The organism is Clostridium sp. HV4-5-A1G (genome assembly GCF_900184915.1).
Classification (GTDB): domain Bacteria; phylum Bacillota; class Clostridia; order Clostridiales; family Clostridiaceae; genus Clostridium_B; species Clostridium_B aromativorans.
The window spans coordinates 1-15,385 of record NZ_FXYI02000082.1 but is presented as its reverse complement, the minus strand read 5'-3'; the positions used below and the strand labels follow the sequence as shown (position 1 = coordinate 15,385).

Genomic DNA, 15,385 nt, shown 5'->3' with positions numbered 1-15,385 from the left:
CTTTTACATAAATCCTTCAAATATTTATAAAATTTAAATTATTATTAATAATTTGGACTATAAATCCAATTTATTTTCTATAAGATAAGCTGTGGCATAGAACATGGCCGCAATGAAGATCAATGATACAGCAGTCTCAGCTACATTCAGATTTACCACTCCTGAGGAAAAAATATTACTTGGATTAGTAAAAGTATTTACTGTACTTTTTATCAATGGTTCTCCATTATCAAAGTTAAATATCCTCAGCATAAAACCCTGGGGAAATACACTGGAAAAAAGATTTTCTATTTTGGCCTGTATAATGCACAGTACTATAAATATGCCGAATGTGCCTATTTTACCCAGTTTTCTGTTTTTAATGGCAACCCTGCCCAATGCAAGAGATAAATATACAGTGAGTAAAAATGAAATATACACTATAACTAATATCAATATGGAATATACTATAAATTGCAGAGTTACAGCACTAAAAATCTGACTGAAGGATATTCCCGTATAAAGTGCAAATCCCGGGGTCAGCTTTAATATTTGAATCAAAATAGCCGTAAATGCCAATGAAAAAAATGATATTATCAGGCACTGAAGGATAGCTGTAATGATCTTGTTCATCAATATATTCACGCCGCTTTTAGGCGTAGTAAAGACAAGATAGGCAGTGTCTTCATATATATCCCTGCTGAACAGCCTTATATTCCATATTATAACTACTATACCCGCTGCAAAGTTTATGGCAAGATTCAAAAAAACTATAAGCTGTGGTTCCCACGTCCAAGTATTTATTCTTGTGAAAAGCAGTATATTCAAAATTATTATAGTGCAGATCATTATTATAAAATCCTTAAAACATCCCTGAAGATCATATTTTACAAATTTAAACATTACTTGAATACCTCCCTGTATATTTCATCTATGGACATTTTCTTTTCTGACCTGAGTTCTTCTGCATTTCCAAATAATATTATCTTGCCCTCAGATATAAAGGCCACATCGTCAAACAATCTTTCAATATCACTTACCAAATGTGTAGTTATAAGTATGGAGCTGTCCTCTGTATAATTTTTGAGTATTGCATCCAATATTTTTTCTCTAGTAGTGGGATCCACTCCTCCTAAAGGTTCGTCCAGAACATAAAGCTGTGATTTTCTTGAAAGCACCAAGGTGAGATAGAGCTTTTCACTCATGCCCTTGGACAGTTCTTTGACTTTGCTGTCCTCATTTAGATCCATGAACTCCAGCAGCTCTTTTGCTTTTCCTTCGTCAAAATCATCATACATATCTTTAAAAAAGTCTATGGCATCACTTATTCTCATCCATTTATAAAGATAATCCCTGTCAGGCAGATATGAAACCTGAGCCTTCGTTTTTCTTCCTGGCTTGTTTCCGTTTATAAATATTTCTCCAGAACTCGGCCTTAGTATTCCTGCCACTATTTTTAAAAAAGTGGTCTTCCCACTTCCATTTGGTCCTAGAAGTCCCATTATTCTCCCTCTTTTAATTTCCAAATTGAGTCCATTTAAAGCAATTTTCCTGAAATAGTATTTCTTTAGATCAGTACATTTTAGTATTGTTTCCATTTTTAAACATCCTCCTGTATATTTTCTCTTACTACTTCAACTATTTCTTTTGACGAAAAGCCCAGCTCTTTCATACCTCTTATAAAATTACACAATATATCCTGAGCCATTTCTTTTTTTAACTTTTTTATAATAGAAATGTCTCCACTTACAAAAGTACCCATACCTCTTTGCTTATAAGCAATACCCTGCCTTTCCAATTCCTGATAAGCCCTCTGAATAGTATTGGGATTGACTTTAAGTTTTACAGACATCTCCCTTACAGAAAATAATTTATCCTCGGGTTTTAATTCCTCATTTACTATTTTTTTCTTTACAATATTCATTATCTGAACATATATGGGTATATTGGGATCAAATTCGCTATCCATCCTCTCACCTCCACATCAAGTTATCAAGCTTAGTGTACTATTATAATAGTACACTAAGCTTATGATAATGTCAATATACATCTATTATATGCACTGTTTGTCCATAAATTGCCTATTTTGTTTCTCTTAAATAAATATAATTTTTTTAACAAATTCTATACAAACAAAATGCTATCGTTGACTATGTAAGAAATAACTCCTCTTTTATGCCCTGGAAATATAACGGATTTTATTTTTATCTTGCCTATATTGACTTCATCTCCATCTTTAAGCCTTTCATAATTTAAACTTTCAGTATTTTCAATATGAAAACATATTTTCTTCGATTTCTCTATGGATATATCCGCTGAAAAATAAATATCCGCATTCTTAAATAATTTAATTCCTCCCATATGATAAAAATTGGGATAAGTTAAAAATATTCCACAAACTGATTGGGGGTGAATATCTATTTTTTTCAGTTCTCTATCTATAACAGAGGGCATAAAACCTGCATTAAAGCATATAGTAGTTTCACAATCAGAATATATAAAGAAATTAGAAATCAATGTTCTCACTACATATATATTTCCTGTCAGCTTTTGTGTCTTCCCCAATTTAAACAATATATATTCCCTCCTAATTCCACCATATCTTTTTTAAACAATAAAATATATTCTTACTGTAGCATATCCTCCTTCTATTAATTTATACATCTATAGTTCAAATGCAGCTGTCAAAAAAAATAACAGCCAGATAGTCTTTAGCTACCTGGCTGTTACTATTTCCAATAAAAAATAAGTTTTATCAACTGTACAATCAATACAATAATAAATATTACATTGATTACAAAATAGCATATTATTTTTTCCGAATCAAACTTAAATGCAAATAAAATCACAATAAAATTGACCATTACAAATAATATATACTTTTTGTCCGGCTTTCTATGAATTTTCACTGCAGCTGCTATAGACAAAATCAAAATTATCACCAAAGTCCAGATAATTTTATTTCTCATAAAAAAATTATCATATCTTTCATTTTCATATACAAGCCAACGCATTATACCCATTTTCTCATTGGACAAATGCCAAAAGATTGCAGAAAATAAAACAAGGCATATTTGAACAACGGAAAGGAATTTCTTGAAAACAGCTCTGATTTTCGTCATATCCTGCCTCTTATTTTCTAGGATCTCCTGTTTCTATTGGATTAGGAGCATTACCCGTATTTCCACTCCATTCATTCCATCCACCATCATAAAGAGAAATATTTTTTAATCCCATTACATCCGCATAAGTTAAAGCTTCTGCTGCTCTCCATCCTGTTCCGCAGAAAAAAGCTAACCTCTGATCCGGCGTAATTCCCCATTCTTTCCACATAGCAAGTATTTCATCCTTATTCCTCATCGTATTATCCAAATTTCTATAATCCTGTAGATTTGAAGAATCCGTGCCAGCATGTCCCCAAACCGCACCTGCAGGACGTCCCTTTGGCTTTATATAATCATATCCTGAGATTTTTCCTATATACTCGTCCCAACTTCTCACATCTACCAGCTTGCTGCCCTTTTTATCCGCCAGTATTTCCTTTGCCTGCGGCAGATCAATAATATAATTTTTGTTCACAGGAACCGTTGCCCCAAAAGAACTTACCGGTGTTTTCGGATTTGAAGTCTTCTGCAGTGCGTATCCTGCATTTTGCCATTTAGTAAATCCTCCATTCACTACTCTGACATCTTTAACACCCATATATTTTAATATTACAGCTACTCTAAAAGATGGCATGGAATCAGTTCCATACAATACAACTGTAGTATCTGTAGTTATTCCATTATTCTCAGCAAATTTCTGAAGCCTAGCATCGGATAGACGATTCCAAAGTGGGCCCTCCTCTACTTCATCTGTATTTATATGTACAGCTCCCTTTATATGTCCTATTTTTAAATAATCTGGAGATTTTGATTCATCGCCCCAGGAAACTTCAAAAATTTTATATTTACCACCATTATAGGTTTCAGGCTTCTTTCCATCTACTAAATCCTTAACCCACGAAACTGGAACCAATTCCTGATAATTAGGGTAGGATTCCATAGGAAGACTGGTGTCTTTAGCCCAATCTTTTACATCATAAGTATATAAATTCTTATATCCATTTTTAGATAAGTACTTGGCCACTTCAACATTATCTTTTCCATTTGCCGCATAAAGTACTATATTTTTCTCAGAAGATATTTTTTTCGTTTTCAATGCCTCTTTCAATCTCTTGTCCTTATCTTTATCCTTGACCTTCAACCATGCAGATGAAAAGTCTACAGCTCCTTTTATATGGCCTCCTCTTTTCACTCCATCCAGTTTCCAGCCAATATAGGCATCATTTTCTCTGGTATCCACTACTACCCAATTGCTTTTTCCAAGATTGTCTTTTACCTCTTTAGTCGAAATACTCTTATAGCCTTCATCACTTTTACTCTGCTGCCCATTGCTGCAGGCAGATACTGCCAGTGCAAAAAACAACAAGGTAAAAAAAACAGTTACACATCTAATCCTTTTCCTCATTACAGCACTTCATCCCCTCTATAGTTTTATACAAAAGCAATTATATTCTACTACCTGTAAAGAGGCCAATCAAATAGAATATTCTTATTCTTACCATGTATACAATTACATTTTCTTATGAGCATTATCTGTAAGTTTATATTTTTGAAAATAGTATAAATTAAATTTATAAGCTAAAAATAGTTAGCAGAATGTAATTGAACATTACGAGGAGGTATAAAATGGAAAAACTACTGTATATTACTGCAAATACAAAACCTGAAGAGACATCTACAAGCAAGACCGTAGGAAGACGTTTTATAAACAATTTTATATCTAAAGTTCAAAACTACACTGTAGAAGAATTAGACTTATACAATGAAAATATTCCTGAAATAAATCACAGGATATTTAATGGAAGGGGACAGCTGGCTTCTGGAGATATTTATAATGCCCTATCAGAAGAAGATAAAAAATCAGTGGACAGAATCAATGTACTCTGTGATCAGTTTTTAAATGCAGATACTTATGTAATCGCAGCTCCCATGTGGAATTTAGGTTATCCTTCAAGGCTTAAGTCATATCTGGACTGTATTATGATAAATGACAAAGTCATTAAGATATCACAGGATGATGCAGTGGGACTCTTAGATGATAAAACTCGCAACATGGTCTATATACAATCCTGTGGAGAAATCTACCCCAAAATATTTGATTCCAAATTCAACCATGCCATTGATTATTTCAGAGATGTATTTAAGTTTCTGGGGGTAAATAAATTTGAAAGTATACTGGTTGAGGGCACAGATACATCTTCCGTTGGTATTGACAAAGCTATAAAAGATTCTCAAAAAGACATAGAGGATGTAGTAAATAAATTTTCCAAAACCAGTTTATCTTCATCAAGCAATTCTTAGGTTCAAATAGATTCTAACTTATCCGGCGGTTACCAGTTCTAAACCTGCCAGTTTTACAACATGGCAGGTTTAGAACTGGTACGCCACTGGATAAATATTTAAATAGAAATGAACTGTTGCACCAGTTAATAATTTACATGTACAAGCCAAAATTTTATATTTTTGTCGCTCCACCCCAAATCCCAAGGTACCCTGTTCCTATCTGTATTATGGCAGCTCACCAGTGAATATCCTCTGGAATCTGCACCTGTTACTACAGAGATATGAGTTATATCTCCTTTTTTTTCGTATGCTACGAAATCCCCCGGAATAAGCCTGTAGGAAGCCTTATAGACCTTTTCGTAACTTCCATGGGCGATGACCGATGCCCTTCCGCTGTATATCATATAATTTTTGAACCCATCTGCATTAAGCCAGGAACTGGTAGCTCCAGATCTGTCATAATTCCAGGCAGAATTTTTTCTGAATTTTCCGCCCTCGTGCAGTACCTGAGAGGCAAAATTGGCACAGTCACCACCTCTGGAATTATAGTTTCTATATTTTTTATTATAGGTATATCCATATTTTTTTTCTGAAGCTATACCACAGTACCTATCTGCGTATTCCACAGAAGATCTTCTCCTGTCCGTCATACTGGAAAAATCTCTTTTACTTTGAGACAATATATACTGCTTTACAGAATCCACCTTTAAATTATCTAAATTAAGAGAGTCTTCAAAGGGATCTTTGTACCATTCTTTTGTAATAATCCATCTTCCATCTTTTTTTACCATGTTCAATATATGTGAAGTTCCTATTCTACAACTGTTTATAAATTTTGGAGCATCCTTGTATATATATTTATATTCAGTGGAACATATCAAGTTGATGGAAAATTTATCATCACTGCCTCTCACTCTCTTAATTACTATATCAGGTATTATTTCAATAAATTTAGCCCCTTGTTTTTCTTCCCAATTCTTCAAATATTTCATCTTTTTCTCTTCATGTTCATAAGCCCAGATACCATATTTCGTATTTTTGTCATATTTAGATTCTATAAGCTTTAAATTACCATTTAATATGGCTTTATTTCTATCTTCAAATATTTGTTTCGCAGAATTTATGATCTCATTTTTCTCATCAATTTCTTCACCATGTATATTTTTAAAAGGGCATACAAAAAATATAACTAAAATTACCATTGTGATCCTAAAAACTCTTTTTATTAAGGAATGTTTCATAAGCTATACTCCTCATACAATTTAATAATAGATTAAATTTCATATAATTTGTACACTTATTGTACCCAATTGTAAAAATAATCACCCTGTAAATTTTGATAAAAGCTTCATATTTATTACAGAATACCCACTATAATTTTTCATTGATTTTTCCGATATAATTTTTTACACTTTCATCTTTATAGGGAGCACCTTCATACCAATATTTTTTATTTTGGGACTTATCGCCAAAATATCTGGATTTTAGAATTATCTCAGGCCTATATTCAAAATGCAGTGTATCAAAATGACTCCATTTTCCTCCCCATACAAAATTATTCTTTTCAAATATTTCTACAATTTCTCTGGGATACTCTTTTATCCTCAGGCTTCCTTCTGCCCTGGGCACCCATTTCCAATAATCTCTTCTATCTCTAGCAAGATCAATAGCTATTCCAAAGGAATGAGGGCTCAACATACCTGTTCCAGAAATATACCTGTAATTGAAAGTACCGCTGCTGGGGAACAGACATTTTAAAATATCTCCCCTTTTTTGTGAAATAGGCATAAGTTCCTTCATTGCATTTTCAAGAGATATTGAAGCGCCATTATTTCCATTAAACTGAAATCTCCTATATCCTAAATTGGCCATTTTAAGATTTGACTCCACAGAATTTTTATTATCACCATACACCTCTTTTAAAAGAGAGTAAACTCTAAGCCTTCCTGGATCAGAATTTTTCTGTGCAGCTTCATCTACAGTTCCCAGCTGATAAGGTTGTTCCATCATATCCTGCAGATCTGTATTTTGAAATTTCTCTTCAAAACTTTTTTCCCTTTTATCATCATACAAAATTTTTTTACCTGATTTCATTACTATATACACGCTGCCGCCATTATCCTTTTCCACATCTGTAATATATCCTGGATAGGCCATCATAAGACACAAAATGTCCTGCTTCAATGTAGTGTTGTAATCAACGGCCCTAACTTTTTCATGTATACTAAAACACATGCATATCAATATAAAAAATACAATTATCCTTTTCCTCATAAAATGAACCACTCCAATTTTACAATTATCAACAATTATTGTATGTACATATATTGACTTTATGCATGGCAATTATAATAATAGCTAATTACTTTTTTGCTCTTCAAGCCATTTAAGTACTTCTTTGGCAAGAGTTATTCTTCTGCTGACAAAAGAATGATCACCATCTAAAATTATTTCCTTGAGATCAACTTTCTGCTTCTTAAGTGACTGTACAAGAGGCATATAATGCTCCTCTAAAGGTGCTATTACGTCTTTTCTTCCGCCTATCATCAATACAGAATGATTTTTTAAATTTTCCGATATATTTAACAAATTCCATCTGTACTTATTTTTTACAATATCATCAATAAAATTTTGCACAGTCATGCCATTAAGAGATATAACTGCTTTTTCCCATTTTTTTGCAGCAGAATCCATTAGGGATTTACTCTTAGAAATATTTTCCGCATAGAGGCCAAAATTAAAACCTGCAATACACCCCACTGACTTGATCTCATCATGACCTGCTGCAGTTATAAGGGCACTGAATCCTCCCAGGCTGTGTCCAATTAAAATTATATTTTTATCATCAATTCTATATAATTTTTTGGCAAAATCTGATTTTAAAAATTCAATTGAGGATTCAACATCCTCAAGTACATGGTCTATTGAGTAATCTCCTCCACTTCCCCAGCTTCCTCTATAGTGAAATATCAACACGTTGTATCCACTTCTCAACAGCACATGAGCTAGATCAAAATTTTGTTCATATCCTGGAAATCCATGTAATAAAATTACTGTGGCATGAGGGCCTATACCCTGAGCTATGTATATTACCCCCAGAATTCTAGATCCACCGCTATTATAATCAACACCCTGTATCATCGCAGGGTAAGTTTCATCAAGCTTTTCAGGATCTGTCCATATTGTCTTAAAATCCATATAATCATCTTCCTCCCAAATTCTCACAAAGCAACTCCAATTTTGCAATATTTTTTACAATTTACATCAATAATTATATTCTATCAAAGTTTGTTATCATTGTTAATGTTTTAATTCTTAAAAGTTATAATATAAAAGCAGTATATTTACAAGCTATTTGCATTTAAATTTAATTTGCAATTAGCTTATTTATTGTATAAAATTAAATTACATAAATGAAGATTTTCGGATAAAGCTGAAAATCAACTGAATTTGATATTTTATGCTTGTACCTTACACTTTAAATTAAGTTTGGGGTGTTAATTTTGTCAAAAGAAGAAATTTATAAATTAAAAAGGAAACTTGAGTCGTTGATCCATCAAAATGCAAGCACAGATAAGATCTCGGAGGTGAACAACAAACTGGATGAGGCGCTGGAAAAATTTTTATACGAAAATCTTAAAAATACGACCCCGCCTAAAAAATAGTTTATCTCACAATTATGTATAGGAATTATATTGATTGTAAAAGATACTTCCTAAGCAACTTTTACAGTCAATATAATTTTAGTCCCATTTTTATTTAACTACACTTGACAATTTCTCTATTCTTAACTCTTTTTTCTAAATACTCCTTCATTGTTCTGTATTCTATATCCTCATCATTTTTTTCTACTATTATAGTTTCAATATAAGCATTGGCTGTATCAAGACAAGTAAATATTATCTTATCATGAATCAATGCAGTACGCCTTAGTTCAAAACCAGGTTTTTTACTGTCATATCCCTGAGTAGGTATATCAATAACTATATTTATTTTATTTTCTCTTATATACTTTACTACATCTTGTATATCAATTCTGGTACACTTAATTCCGTTTTTATCTAAAAATTCACAGGTTCCTGCAGAAGCAAAAATATTAAATCCCAATTTGTCATATTTTTCTATTACATGCACGGAATCAAGTTTATCCCTGTCATTTACAGAAACATAGACATTGCCTTTTTGAAAAATTTTAAACCCTGCTGCCTTGAAGGCCTTGTATACAGCTTTATCTTTATTAAAATCGACTCCCAGAACTTCCCCTGTGGACTTCATCTCAGGTCCCAGGGCTACATCCACCCCAGGCAATTTTTTACTGGAAAATACAGGCATCTTTACAGCATAAATATCACTGAATTTGTATTCATCTTGTCTGTAGCTGAAATCTTTTATTTTCTTACCAAGCATAACCTGTACAGCTATTTCCACCATCGGTATATCTGTAACTTTGCTCAATATTGGTACAGTTCTTGAAGCCCTTGGATTTACCTCTATGACATATACTTTATCTCCGTCATAAGCATATTGTACATTCAAAAGTCCCTTTACATTCAGCTCCCTTGATATCTTCACCGTATAATCCTCTATTTTTTTTAGTACCTCTTCTGGTAAATCACTGGCAGGATATACTGCAATGCTGTCTCCAGAATGTACTCCTGTACGCTCTATATGCTCCATTATTCCAGGAATTATCAAATCCTGTCCATCAGATATGGCATCTACTTCTATTTCTCTGCCCAATATATATTTATCCACCAATACTGGATACTCTTTTGACAAATTTACTGCATCCTTTAAATACTGGGATAATTCTCCGTGGTTGTATACAACTTTCATAGCTCTTCCCCCTATTACATAGGAAGGTCTCACAATTACAGGGTAACCTATTTCATGCACCAGTTCATCTGCCTCTTTTAAACTTGTCACAGAACCCCCTATGGGCGAATTAATACCCAATTTTTTTAAAAGAACCCTAAATTTTTCTCTATCCTCCGCCAGATCTATGGACTCAAAGGAAGTTCCCAACAATTTTACCCCAGCATCATTTAACTTTTTCGATAAGTTCAGGGCTGTTTGTCCTCCAAATTGTACTACAACCCCATCTACTTTTTCCTCATTTATAACGTTCATCACATCATCTATATACAGGGGATCAAAATAAAGTTTATCTGAAATATCAAAATCCGTGCTTACAGTCTCGGGATTATTATTTACTATAATGGCCTTATACCCTGCTTTTTTTATTGCCCATACACTATTCACACAGCAGTAGTCAAATTCTATTCCCTGACCTATTCTAATTGGGCCGGAACCTATTACAAGTATTTTTTTATCATCTGACACCATATTATCATCTTCCAGATCATAGCAGGAATAATAATAGGAAGTCTTTGCCTGAAACTCACCACTGCAGGTATCCACCATCTTGTACACTACCTTTATCCTGTTTACTTCCTTAATCTGTTTCAAATCCTCCAGCTTCATACCTATCAATTTGCATATATACTCATCCGTAAATCCCATAAGTTCAGCTTGTTGTATATTTTCCACAGTTGGAGCATTGTTTACCAATTTATTCTCCATCTCTATTATATTTTTTATCCTATTTATAAACCACTTATCTATTTTAGTTATTTCATAGAGTCTATCTACACTTATTCCCTTTCTCAAAGCTTCCGCCATGGCAAACAATCTTTCATCATCCTGTCTGTTCAATTTATCAATTATCTCCGGTATATCAAGTTTCTCCAATTTATCCAGTTGAAGTCCTATTATCTTTCCCTCCAGGCTTATTACAGCTTTTAAAAGGGCACTCTCAAAGCTCCTGTCTATGGCCATAACTTCTCCAGTAGCTTTCATCTGGGTTTTCAAACTCCTATCTGCAGTTTTGAATTTGTCAAAAGGCCACTTGGGCATTTTGACTACACAATAATCAAGAGCCGGCTCAAAAAGGGCACTGGAACTTCCTGTAACATAGTTTTTCAATTCATCCAGAGTATATCCCAGTGCAATTTTAGCCGCAATTTTAGCTATTGGATATCCTGCCGCTTTAGACGCCAGTGCACTCGATCTGCTCACTCTAGGATTCACTTCTATAACCATATATTTGCTGCTCTCTGGATCTAGTGCGAACTGTATGTTGCACCCGCCTTCTATTTTCAAAGTTCTTATTATCTTTATGGCAGATCTTCTGAGCATTTGGTATTCCATGTCATTTAGTGTTTGAGAAGGGGCTACCACTATACTATCTCCCGTGTGTATACCTACAGGATCTAAATTTTCCATATTGCACACTACCATGCAGTTGTCCTTCTTATCCCTCATTATTTCATACTCCAGTTCCTTCCATCCCGCTAAACTCTGCTCCAACAATATTTGAGTTATGGGGCTTTCTTCTAGACCATTTTTGCATATTTCCAGATATTCCTCATAGTTGTTTGCAATACCTCCACCAGTGCCTCCTAAAGTATATGCAGGTCTTATTATAATAGGCAGACTAATTTTGTTTAAGAATTCTTTGCACTCATCCAGGTTGGTAGCTATGGTACTAACTGCTATGGGTTCGTTTATTTTTCCCATGAGATCTTTAAAACTCTTTCTGTCCTCTGCATTTTCTATGGATTCAACCTTTATTCCCAGTAACTCCACCCCATATTTTTCTAAAACCCCAGCCCTATTCAATTCCATTGCCAGATTCAAAGCTGTTTGTCCACCAAAGCCTGCTAAAACACCATCTGGTCTTTCTCTTGCTATTATTGCCTCTAATGATTCAACAGTCAAAGGTTCTATATAGGTTTTATCTGCAATATTTTTATCCGTCATTATAGTTGCTGGATTACTGTTTACAAGAACTGTCTCTACTCCCTCTTTTTTTATTGCTTCACAAGCCTGAGTTCCTGAGTAATCAAATTCTGCAGCTTGACCTATTATTATAGGACCCGATCCTATTATCAAAACCTTTTTCAAGTTTTCTCTTAACGGCATTATATCACTTCTCCTTGCTATTTATACTATAGAGTCATATATTTTAAAAATTTATCAAATAAATAGGCTGTATCTGTAGGCCCTGGAGAACCTTCTGGATGAAACTGTACCGAAAATATAGGAAGTTTTTTATGTCTTATTCCCTCTACCGTATTGTCATTTAAATTCACATGAGTTACTTCAACAACATTTCTGTTTAAACTTTCTTTTCTAACTGCATAGCCATGGTTCTGAGATGTTATAAAAGCCTTATCCAGATTTCTGTCATATACTCCATGATTGCCGCCCCTGTGACCAAACTTCATTTTATAGGTATCTCCTCCAAGCGCAAGAGCTAATAATTGATGTCCCAGGCATATACCAAATATGGGAATACTGCCAATTAATTTTTTTACAGTGGGTATAATTTCATTTAAGTCCTTTGGATCTCCCGGTCCGTTGCTCAAAAGCACTCCACTGGGATGTATCTCCATTATATTCTCATAAGAAGAATTATATGGAAACACAGTTATATCACAATTTCTATATTTTAGATTTTCAATTATATTGTTCTTTGCACCAAAATCTAAAACCGCCACTTTAGGCCCTTTTCCCTCAATCCTTTTTATAAAAGGAGTACTTACCTGCTGAACTAGCTCTTTATCATCATTGGAATTCAGCATATTTTTTATTTCACTTATGGACTCATTTTTATTACATATCACACATTTCATAGTTCCCTTGGATCTTATCTTCTTAGTTATACTCCTTGTATCTATGCCGCTGATACCCACTATGCCGTTTTTCTCTAAAAAATTTGTAAAACTATCTTCACTTAAATAATGAGATGTATCATTGTAGATATTTTTTAATACTATCCCCTTTACCTGTATTTCTTTGGACTGGCTAAAATTATGGTTAACGCCGTAATTTCCTATATAAGGATAACACATGGTTATCACCTGTCCTCTGTAAGAAGGGTCAGTAAGTATCTCCTGATACCCTGTCATTGAAGTATTGAAAACCAGTTCTCCTGTAATTATACCCTTTTTTCCTATAGCTTTTCCCATGAATACAGTTCCATCTTCTAAATACAATATGGAATTCATAATATTCCTTCTTTCTAAATATTACTGCACAAAGTTGCTACCATGACCGCCTTTATAGTGTGCAATCTGTTTTCTGCTTCATCAAATACTATAGAATGTTTTCCCTCAAACACTTCTTCTGTAACTTCTAATGCTTCATATCCAAACTTCTGGTATATATCCTCACCAGTATCTGTCTCCCTGTTGTGAAAAGCCGGAAGACAGTGCATAAACTTTACATTTTCATTTTCACAGGCTTCAATGAGTTTGCTATTTATCTGATAGGGCATCAGGGCTTCAATTCTATTTTTCCACAAGTTCTTATCTTCACCCATGGAAAGCCATACATCCGTATACAGGACATCTGCGCCCTTTACACTGCCATATATATCATCACTTATTGTAATGTTTCCTCCATTTTTATCCGATATTTTTTTACATTCTCCAATCAATTCATCCTCAGGAAACAACTCCTTTGGCGTTACAATTTTAAAATCAATTCCCATTTTCGCTGACCCTATCATAAGGGCATTTGCCACATTGTTTCTACCATCGCCAAGATATACAAAATTTACATCTTTAAGAGGTTTATTTACATGTTCTTCTACGGTTAAAAAATCTGCCAATACCTGAGTGGGATGATCCTCATCTGAGAGTCCATTCCACAGAGGAATTCCCGAATATTTTGCAAATATCTCCATATTTTTTTGTGAGAATCCCCTGTATTCCACTCCATCAAACATTCTACCCATCACCCTAGCAGTATCTTTTACCGATTCTTTCTTACCCATATGACTTCCAGTGGGACCTATATAAGTCACTGTAGCACCTTCATCATAAGCTCCCACCTGAAACGAACATCTTGTTCTTAAAGAATCCTTTTCAAATATAAGCGCTACATTTTTTCCCTGTAATCTCTTTTTTTCCTTTCCGCTGTGCTTTTCCTCTTTGAGTTTTTTAGAAAGATCCAGCAGATATCTTATCTCTTCCTGTGAAAAATCCTTAAGAGTTAAAAAACTTCTTCCTTTTAAATCAGCCACAAATATCTCCTCCTTGAAATCATTCTTTATAGGCGTCAAATCCAAACCATTTTACTGAAAGTTTTGAAAGTGTTCCATCCTTTTTCATATCTCCTATGATTTTATCTATTTCCTTTTTTAGTGAATCATCACCTTTTCTATAAGCCACTCCCATAGGTTCTTTGCTCAGCGCACCCGGTACTATTTTAAATTGGCCTTTTTTCTTCTGGATGTAATATCCACCTACCTGCTCATCCATTACTGCGGCATCAATCCTGCCTATGGACATATCTTGAAAGGCTTCCGTTATCTTATCATATTTTTTTAACTCCTTCACGCCTTTAATTCCATTCGCCACTTTTTCTCCTGTAGTACCTAATTCACAGGCTATGACCTTTCCCTTTAAATCATCTATTCCCTTTATATCCTTTCTTCCATTTTTTACTGCAATAATCTGCCCTCCATTTATATAGGATGTAGAAAAATCCGTGTTTTTCTTACGCTCATCTGTTATGCTTATGGATGCAATAGCCGCATCAAATTTATTTGAATCAAGAGCCAATATAAGTCCATTAAAATCCATAACTAGGAAATTTGCTTTAACTCCCAGCCTTTTTGCCACTTCATTGGAAAAATCCACATCAAATCCTACTAATTTACCATTGCTATCCCTAAATTCCATGGGAGGATATCCCTCTTCTGTCCCTATAGTGATTTTACCTGATTTTTTTACTTTATCCAGCAAATTTGAATTTGTACCATTTTTAGTAGTTTGCCCACAAGCTGTGAATAATACTATACTAAAAATAATCATAATTAAAGCCGCCATTAACTTTTTCATTATCAATCCCCCTTAATTTTAAGCAATTAAATATATACATTATCACAAATCATTGATATATTTCTGTCTCTAATAAACATCTGACGCTGCCGACGAAGCTAGAAGTGT

The 15,385-nt window shown here is 33.9% G+C and carries 15 protein-coding genes; 2 read left to right on the top strand and 13 right to left on the bottom strand.

What is annotated here, in order from left to right; translation table 11 throughout:
* Positions 1-57 precede the first annotated feature (57 nt).
* The 6 genes from J5G60_RS10135 to J5G60_RS10110 all read right to left on the bottom strand — a co-directional run bounded on the left by J5G60_RS10135 (position 58) and on the right by J5G60_RS10110 (position 4,488).
* Positions 58-882, bottom strand: a complete 825-nt coding sequence (locus J5G60_RS10135) for a hypothetical protein (RefSeq protein ID WP_150356004.1) — start codon at positions 880-882, stop codon at positions 58-60.
* Positions 882-1,577 carry an ABC transporter ATP-binding protein gene (locus J5G60_RS10130; RefSeq protein WP_150356003.1) on the bottom strand — a complete coding sequence of 232 codons (696 nt, stop codon included), beginning with the start codon at positions 1,575-1,577 and terminating at the stop codon, positions 882-884. The genes J5G60_RS10135 and J5G60_RS10130 overlap by 1 nt, the downstream gene beginning before the upstream one ends.
* Before the next feature lie 2 nt (positions 1,578-1,579).
* The gene (locus tag J5G60_RS10125) at positions 1,580-1,948 is read right to left on the bottom strand and encodes a GntR family transcriptional regulator (RefSeq protein ID WP_150356002.1); all 369 of its coding nucleotides are present in this window, start codon (positions 1,946-1,948) and stop codon (positions 1,580-1,582) included.
* 155 nt (positions 1,949-2,103) lie between these two features.
* Entirely contained in the window at positions 2,104-2,553 is a 450-nt protein-coding gene (locus J5G60_RS10120) for an MBL fold metallo-hydrolase (RefSeq protein WP_229981482.1), read from the bottom strand.
* Between the two features lie 155 nt (positions 2,554-2,708).
* Positions 2,709-3,101, bottom strand: coding sequence for a hypothetical protein (locus J5G60_RS10115; RefSeq protein ID WP_150356000.1), 393 nt, complete (start codon positions 3,099-3,101; stop codon positions 2,709-2,711).
* A gap of 10 nt (positions 3,102-3,111) precedes the next feature.
* The gene (locus tag J5G60_RS10110) at positions 3,112-4,488 is read right to left on the bottom strand and encodes a rhodanese-like domain-containing protein (RefSeq protein WP_150355999.1); all 1,377 of its coding nucleotides are present in this window, start codon (positions 4,486-4,488) and stop codon (positions 3,112-3,114) included.
* Positions 4,489-4,709: 221 nt separating this feature from the next.
* Between J5G60_RS10110 and J5G60_RS10105 the strand changes: the two genes are divergently transcribed.
* Positions 4,710-5,384 carry an FMN-dependent NADH-azoreductase gene (locus J5G60_RS10105; protein WP_150355998.1) on the top strand — a complete coding sequence of 225 codons (675 nt, stop codon included), beginning with the start codon at positions 4,710-4,712 and terminating at the stop codon, positions 5,382-5,384.
* 125 nt (positions 5,385-5,509) lie between these two features.
* On the opposite strand, the gene J5G60_RS10100 is transcribed toward J5G60_RS10105, so the two are convergent.
* The 3 genes from J5G60_RS10100 to J5G60_RS10090 form a co-directional block, all read right to left on the bottom strand.
* Complete coding sequence (locus J5G60_RS10100; protein ID WP_150355997.1) at positions 5,510-6,607, bottom strand: amidase domain-containing protein; 1,098 nt, start codon at positions 6,605-6,607, stop codon at positions 5,510-5,512.
* 130 nt (positions 6,608-6,737) lie between these two features.
* Positions 6,738-7,640, bottom strand: a complete 903-nt coding sequence (locus J5G60_RS10095; protein ID WP_150355996.1) for a M15 family metallopeptidase — start codon at positions 7,638-7,640, stop codon at positions 6,738-6,740.
* Positions 7,641-7,724: 84 nt separating this feature from the next.
* Positions 7,725-8,591 carry an alpha/beta hydrolase family protein gene (locus tag J5G60_RS10090; RefSeq protein ID WP_207876538.1) on the bottom strand — a complete coding sequence of 289 codons (867 nt, stop codon included), beginning with the start codon at positions 8,589-8,591 and terminating at the stop codon, positions 7,725-7,727.
* Between the two features lie 278 nt (positions 8,592-8,869).
* On the opposite strand from J5G60_RS10090, the gene J5G60_RS10085 reads away from it, so the two are divergent.
* Entirely contained in the window at positions 8,870-9,031 is a 162-nt protein-coding gene (locus tag J5G60_RS10085; protein WP_179977608.1) for a hypothetical protein, read from the top strand.
* Positions 9,032-9,125: 94 nt separating this feature from the next.
* Here the strand turns inward: J5G60_RS10085 and carB are convergent, their stop codons facing one another.
* Genes carB through J5G60_RS10065 form a run of 4 tightly spaced genes read right to left on the bottom strand, consistent with a single transcriptional unit; the run spans position 9,126 to position 15,277 of the window.
* Positions 9,126-12,350 (bottom strand): carbamoyl-phosphate synthase (glutamine-hydrolyzing) large subunit, encoded by a 3,225-nt coding sequence (gene carB / locus J5G60_RS10080; RefSeq protein WP_150355994.1) that lies wholly within the window; start codon positions 12,348-12,350, stop codon positions 9,126-9,128.
* A 26-nt stretch (positions 12,351-12,376) separates the two neighbouring features.
* The gene (carA, locus tag J5G60_RS10075) at positions 12,377-13,438 is read right to left on the bottom strand and encodes a glutamine-hydrolyzing carbamoyl-phosphate synthase small subunit (RefSeq protein ID WP_150355993.1); all 1,062 of its coding nucleotides are present in this window, start codon (positions 13,436-13,438) and stop codon (positions 12,377-12,379) included.
* 14 nt (positions 13,439-13,452) lie between these two features.
* On the bottom strand, positions 13,453-14,457 hold the full coding sequence (gene argF / locus J5G60_RS10070; RefSeq protein WP_150355992.1) for an ornithine carbamoyltransferase: 1,005 nt from the start codon (positions 14,455-14,457) through the stop codon (positions 13,453-13,455).
* 19 nt (positions 14,458-14,476) lie between these two features.
* Entirely contained in the window at positions 14,477-15,277 is an 801-nt protein-coding gene (locus J5G60_RS10065; RefSeq protein WP_150355991.1) for an ABC transporter substrate-binding protein, read from the bottom strand.
* Positions 15,278-15,385 lie beyond the last annotated feature (108 nt).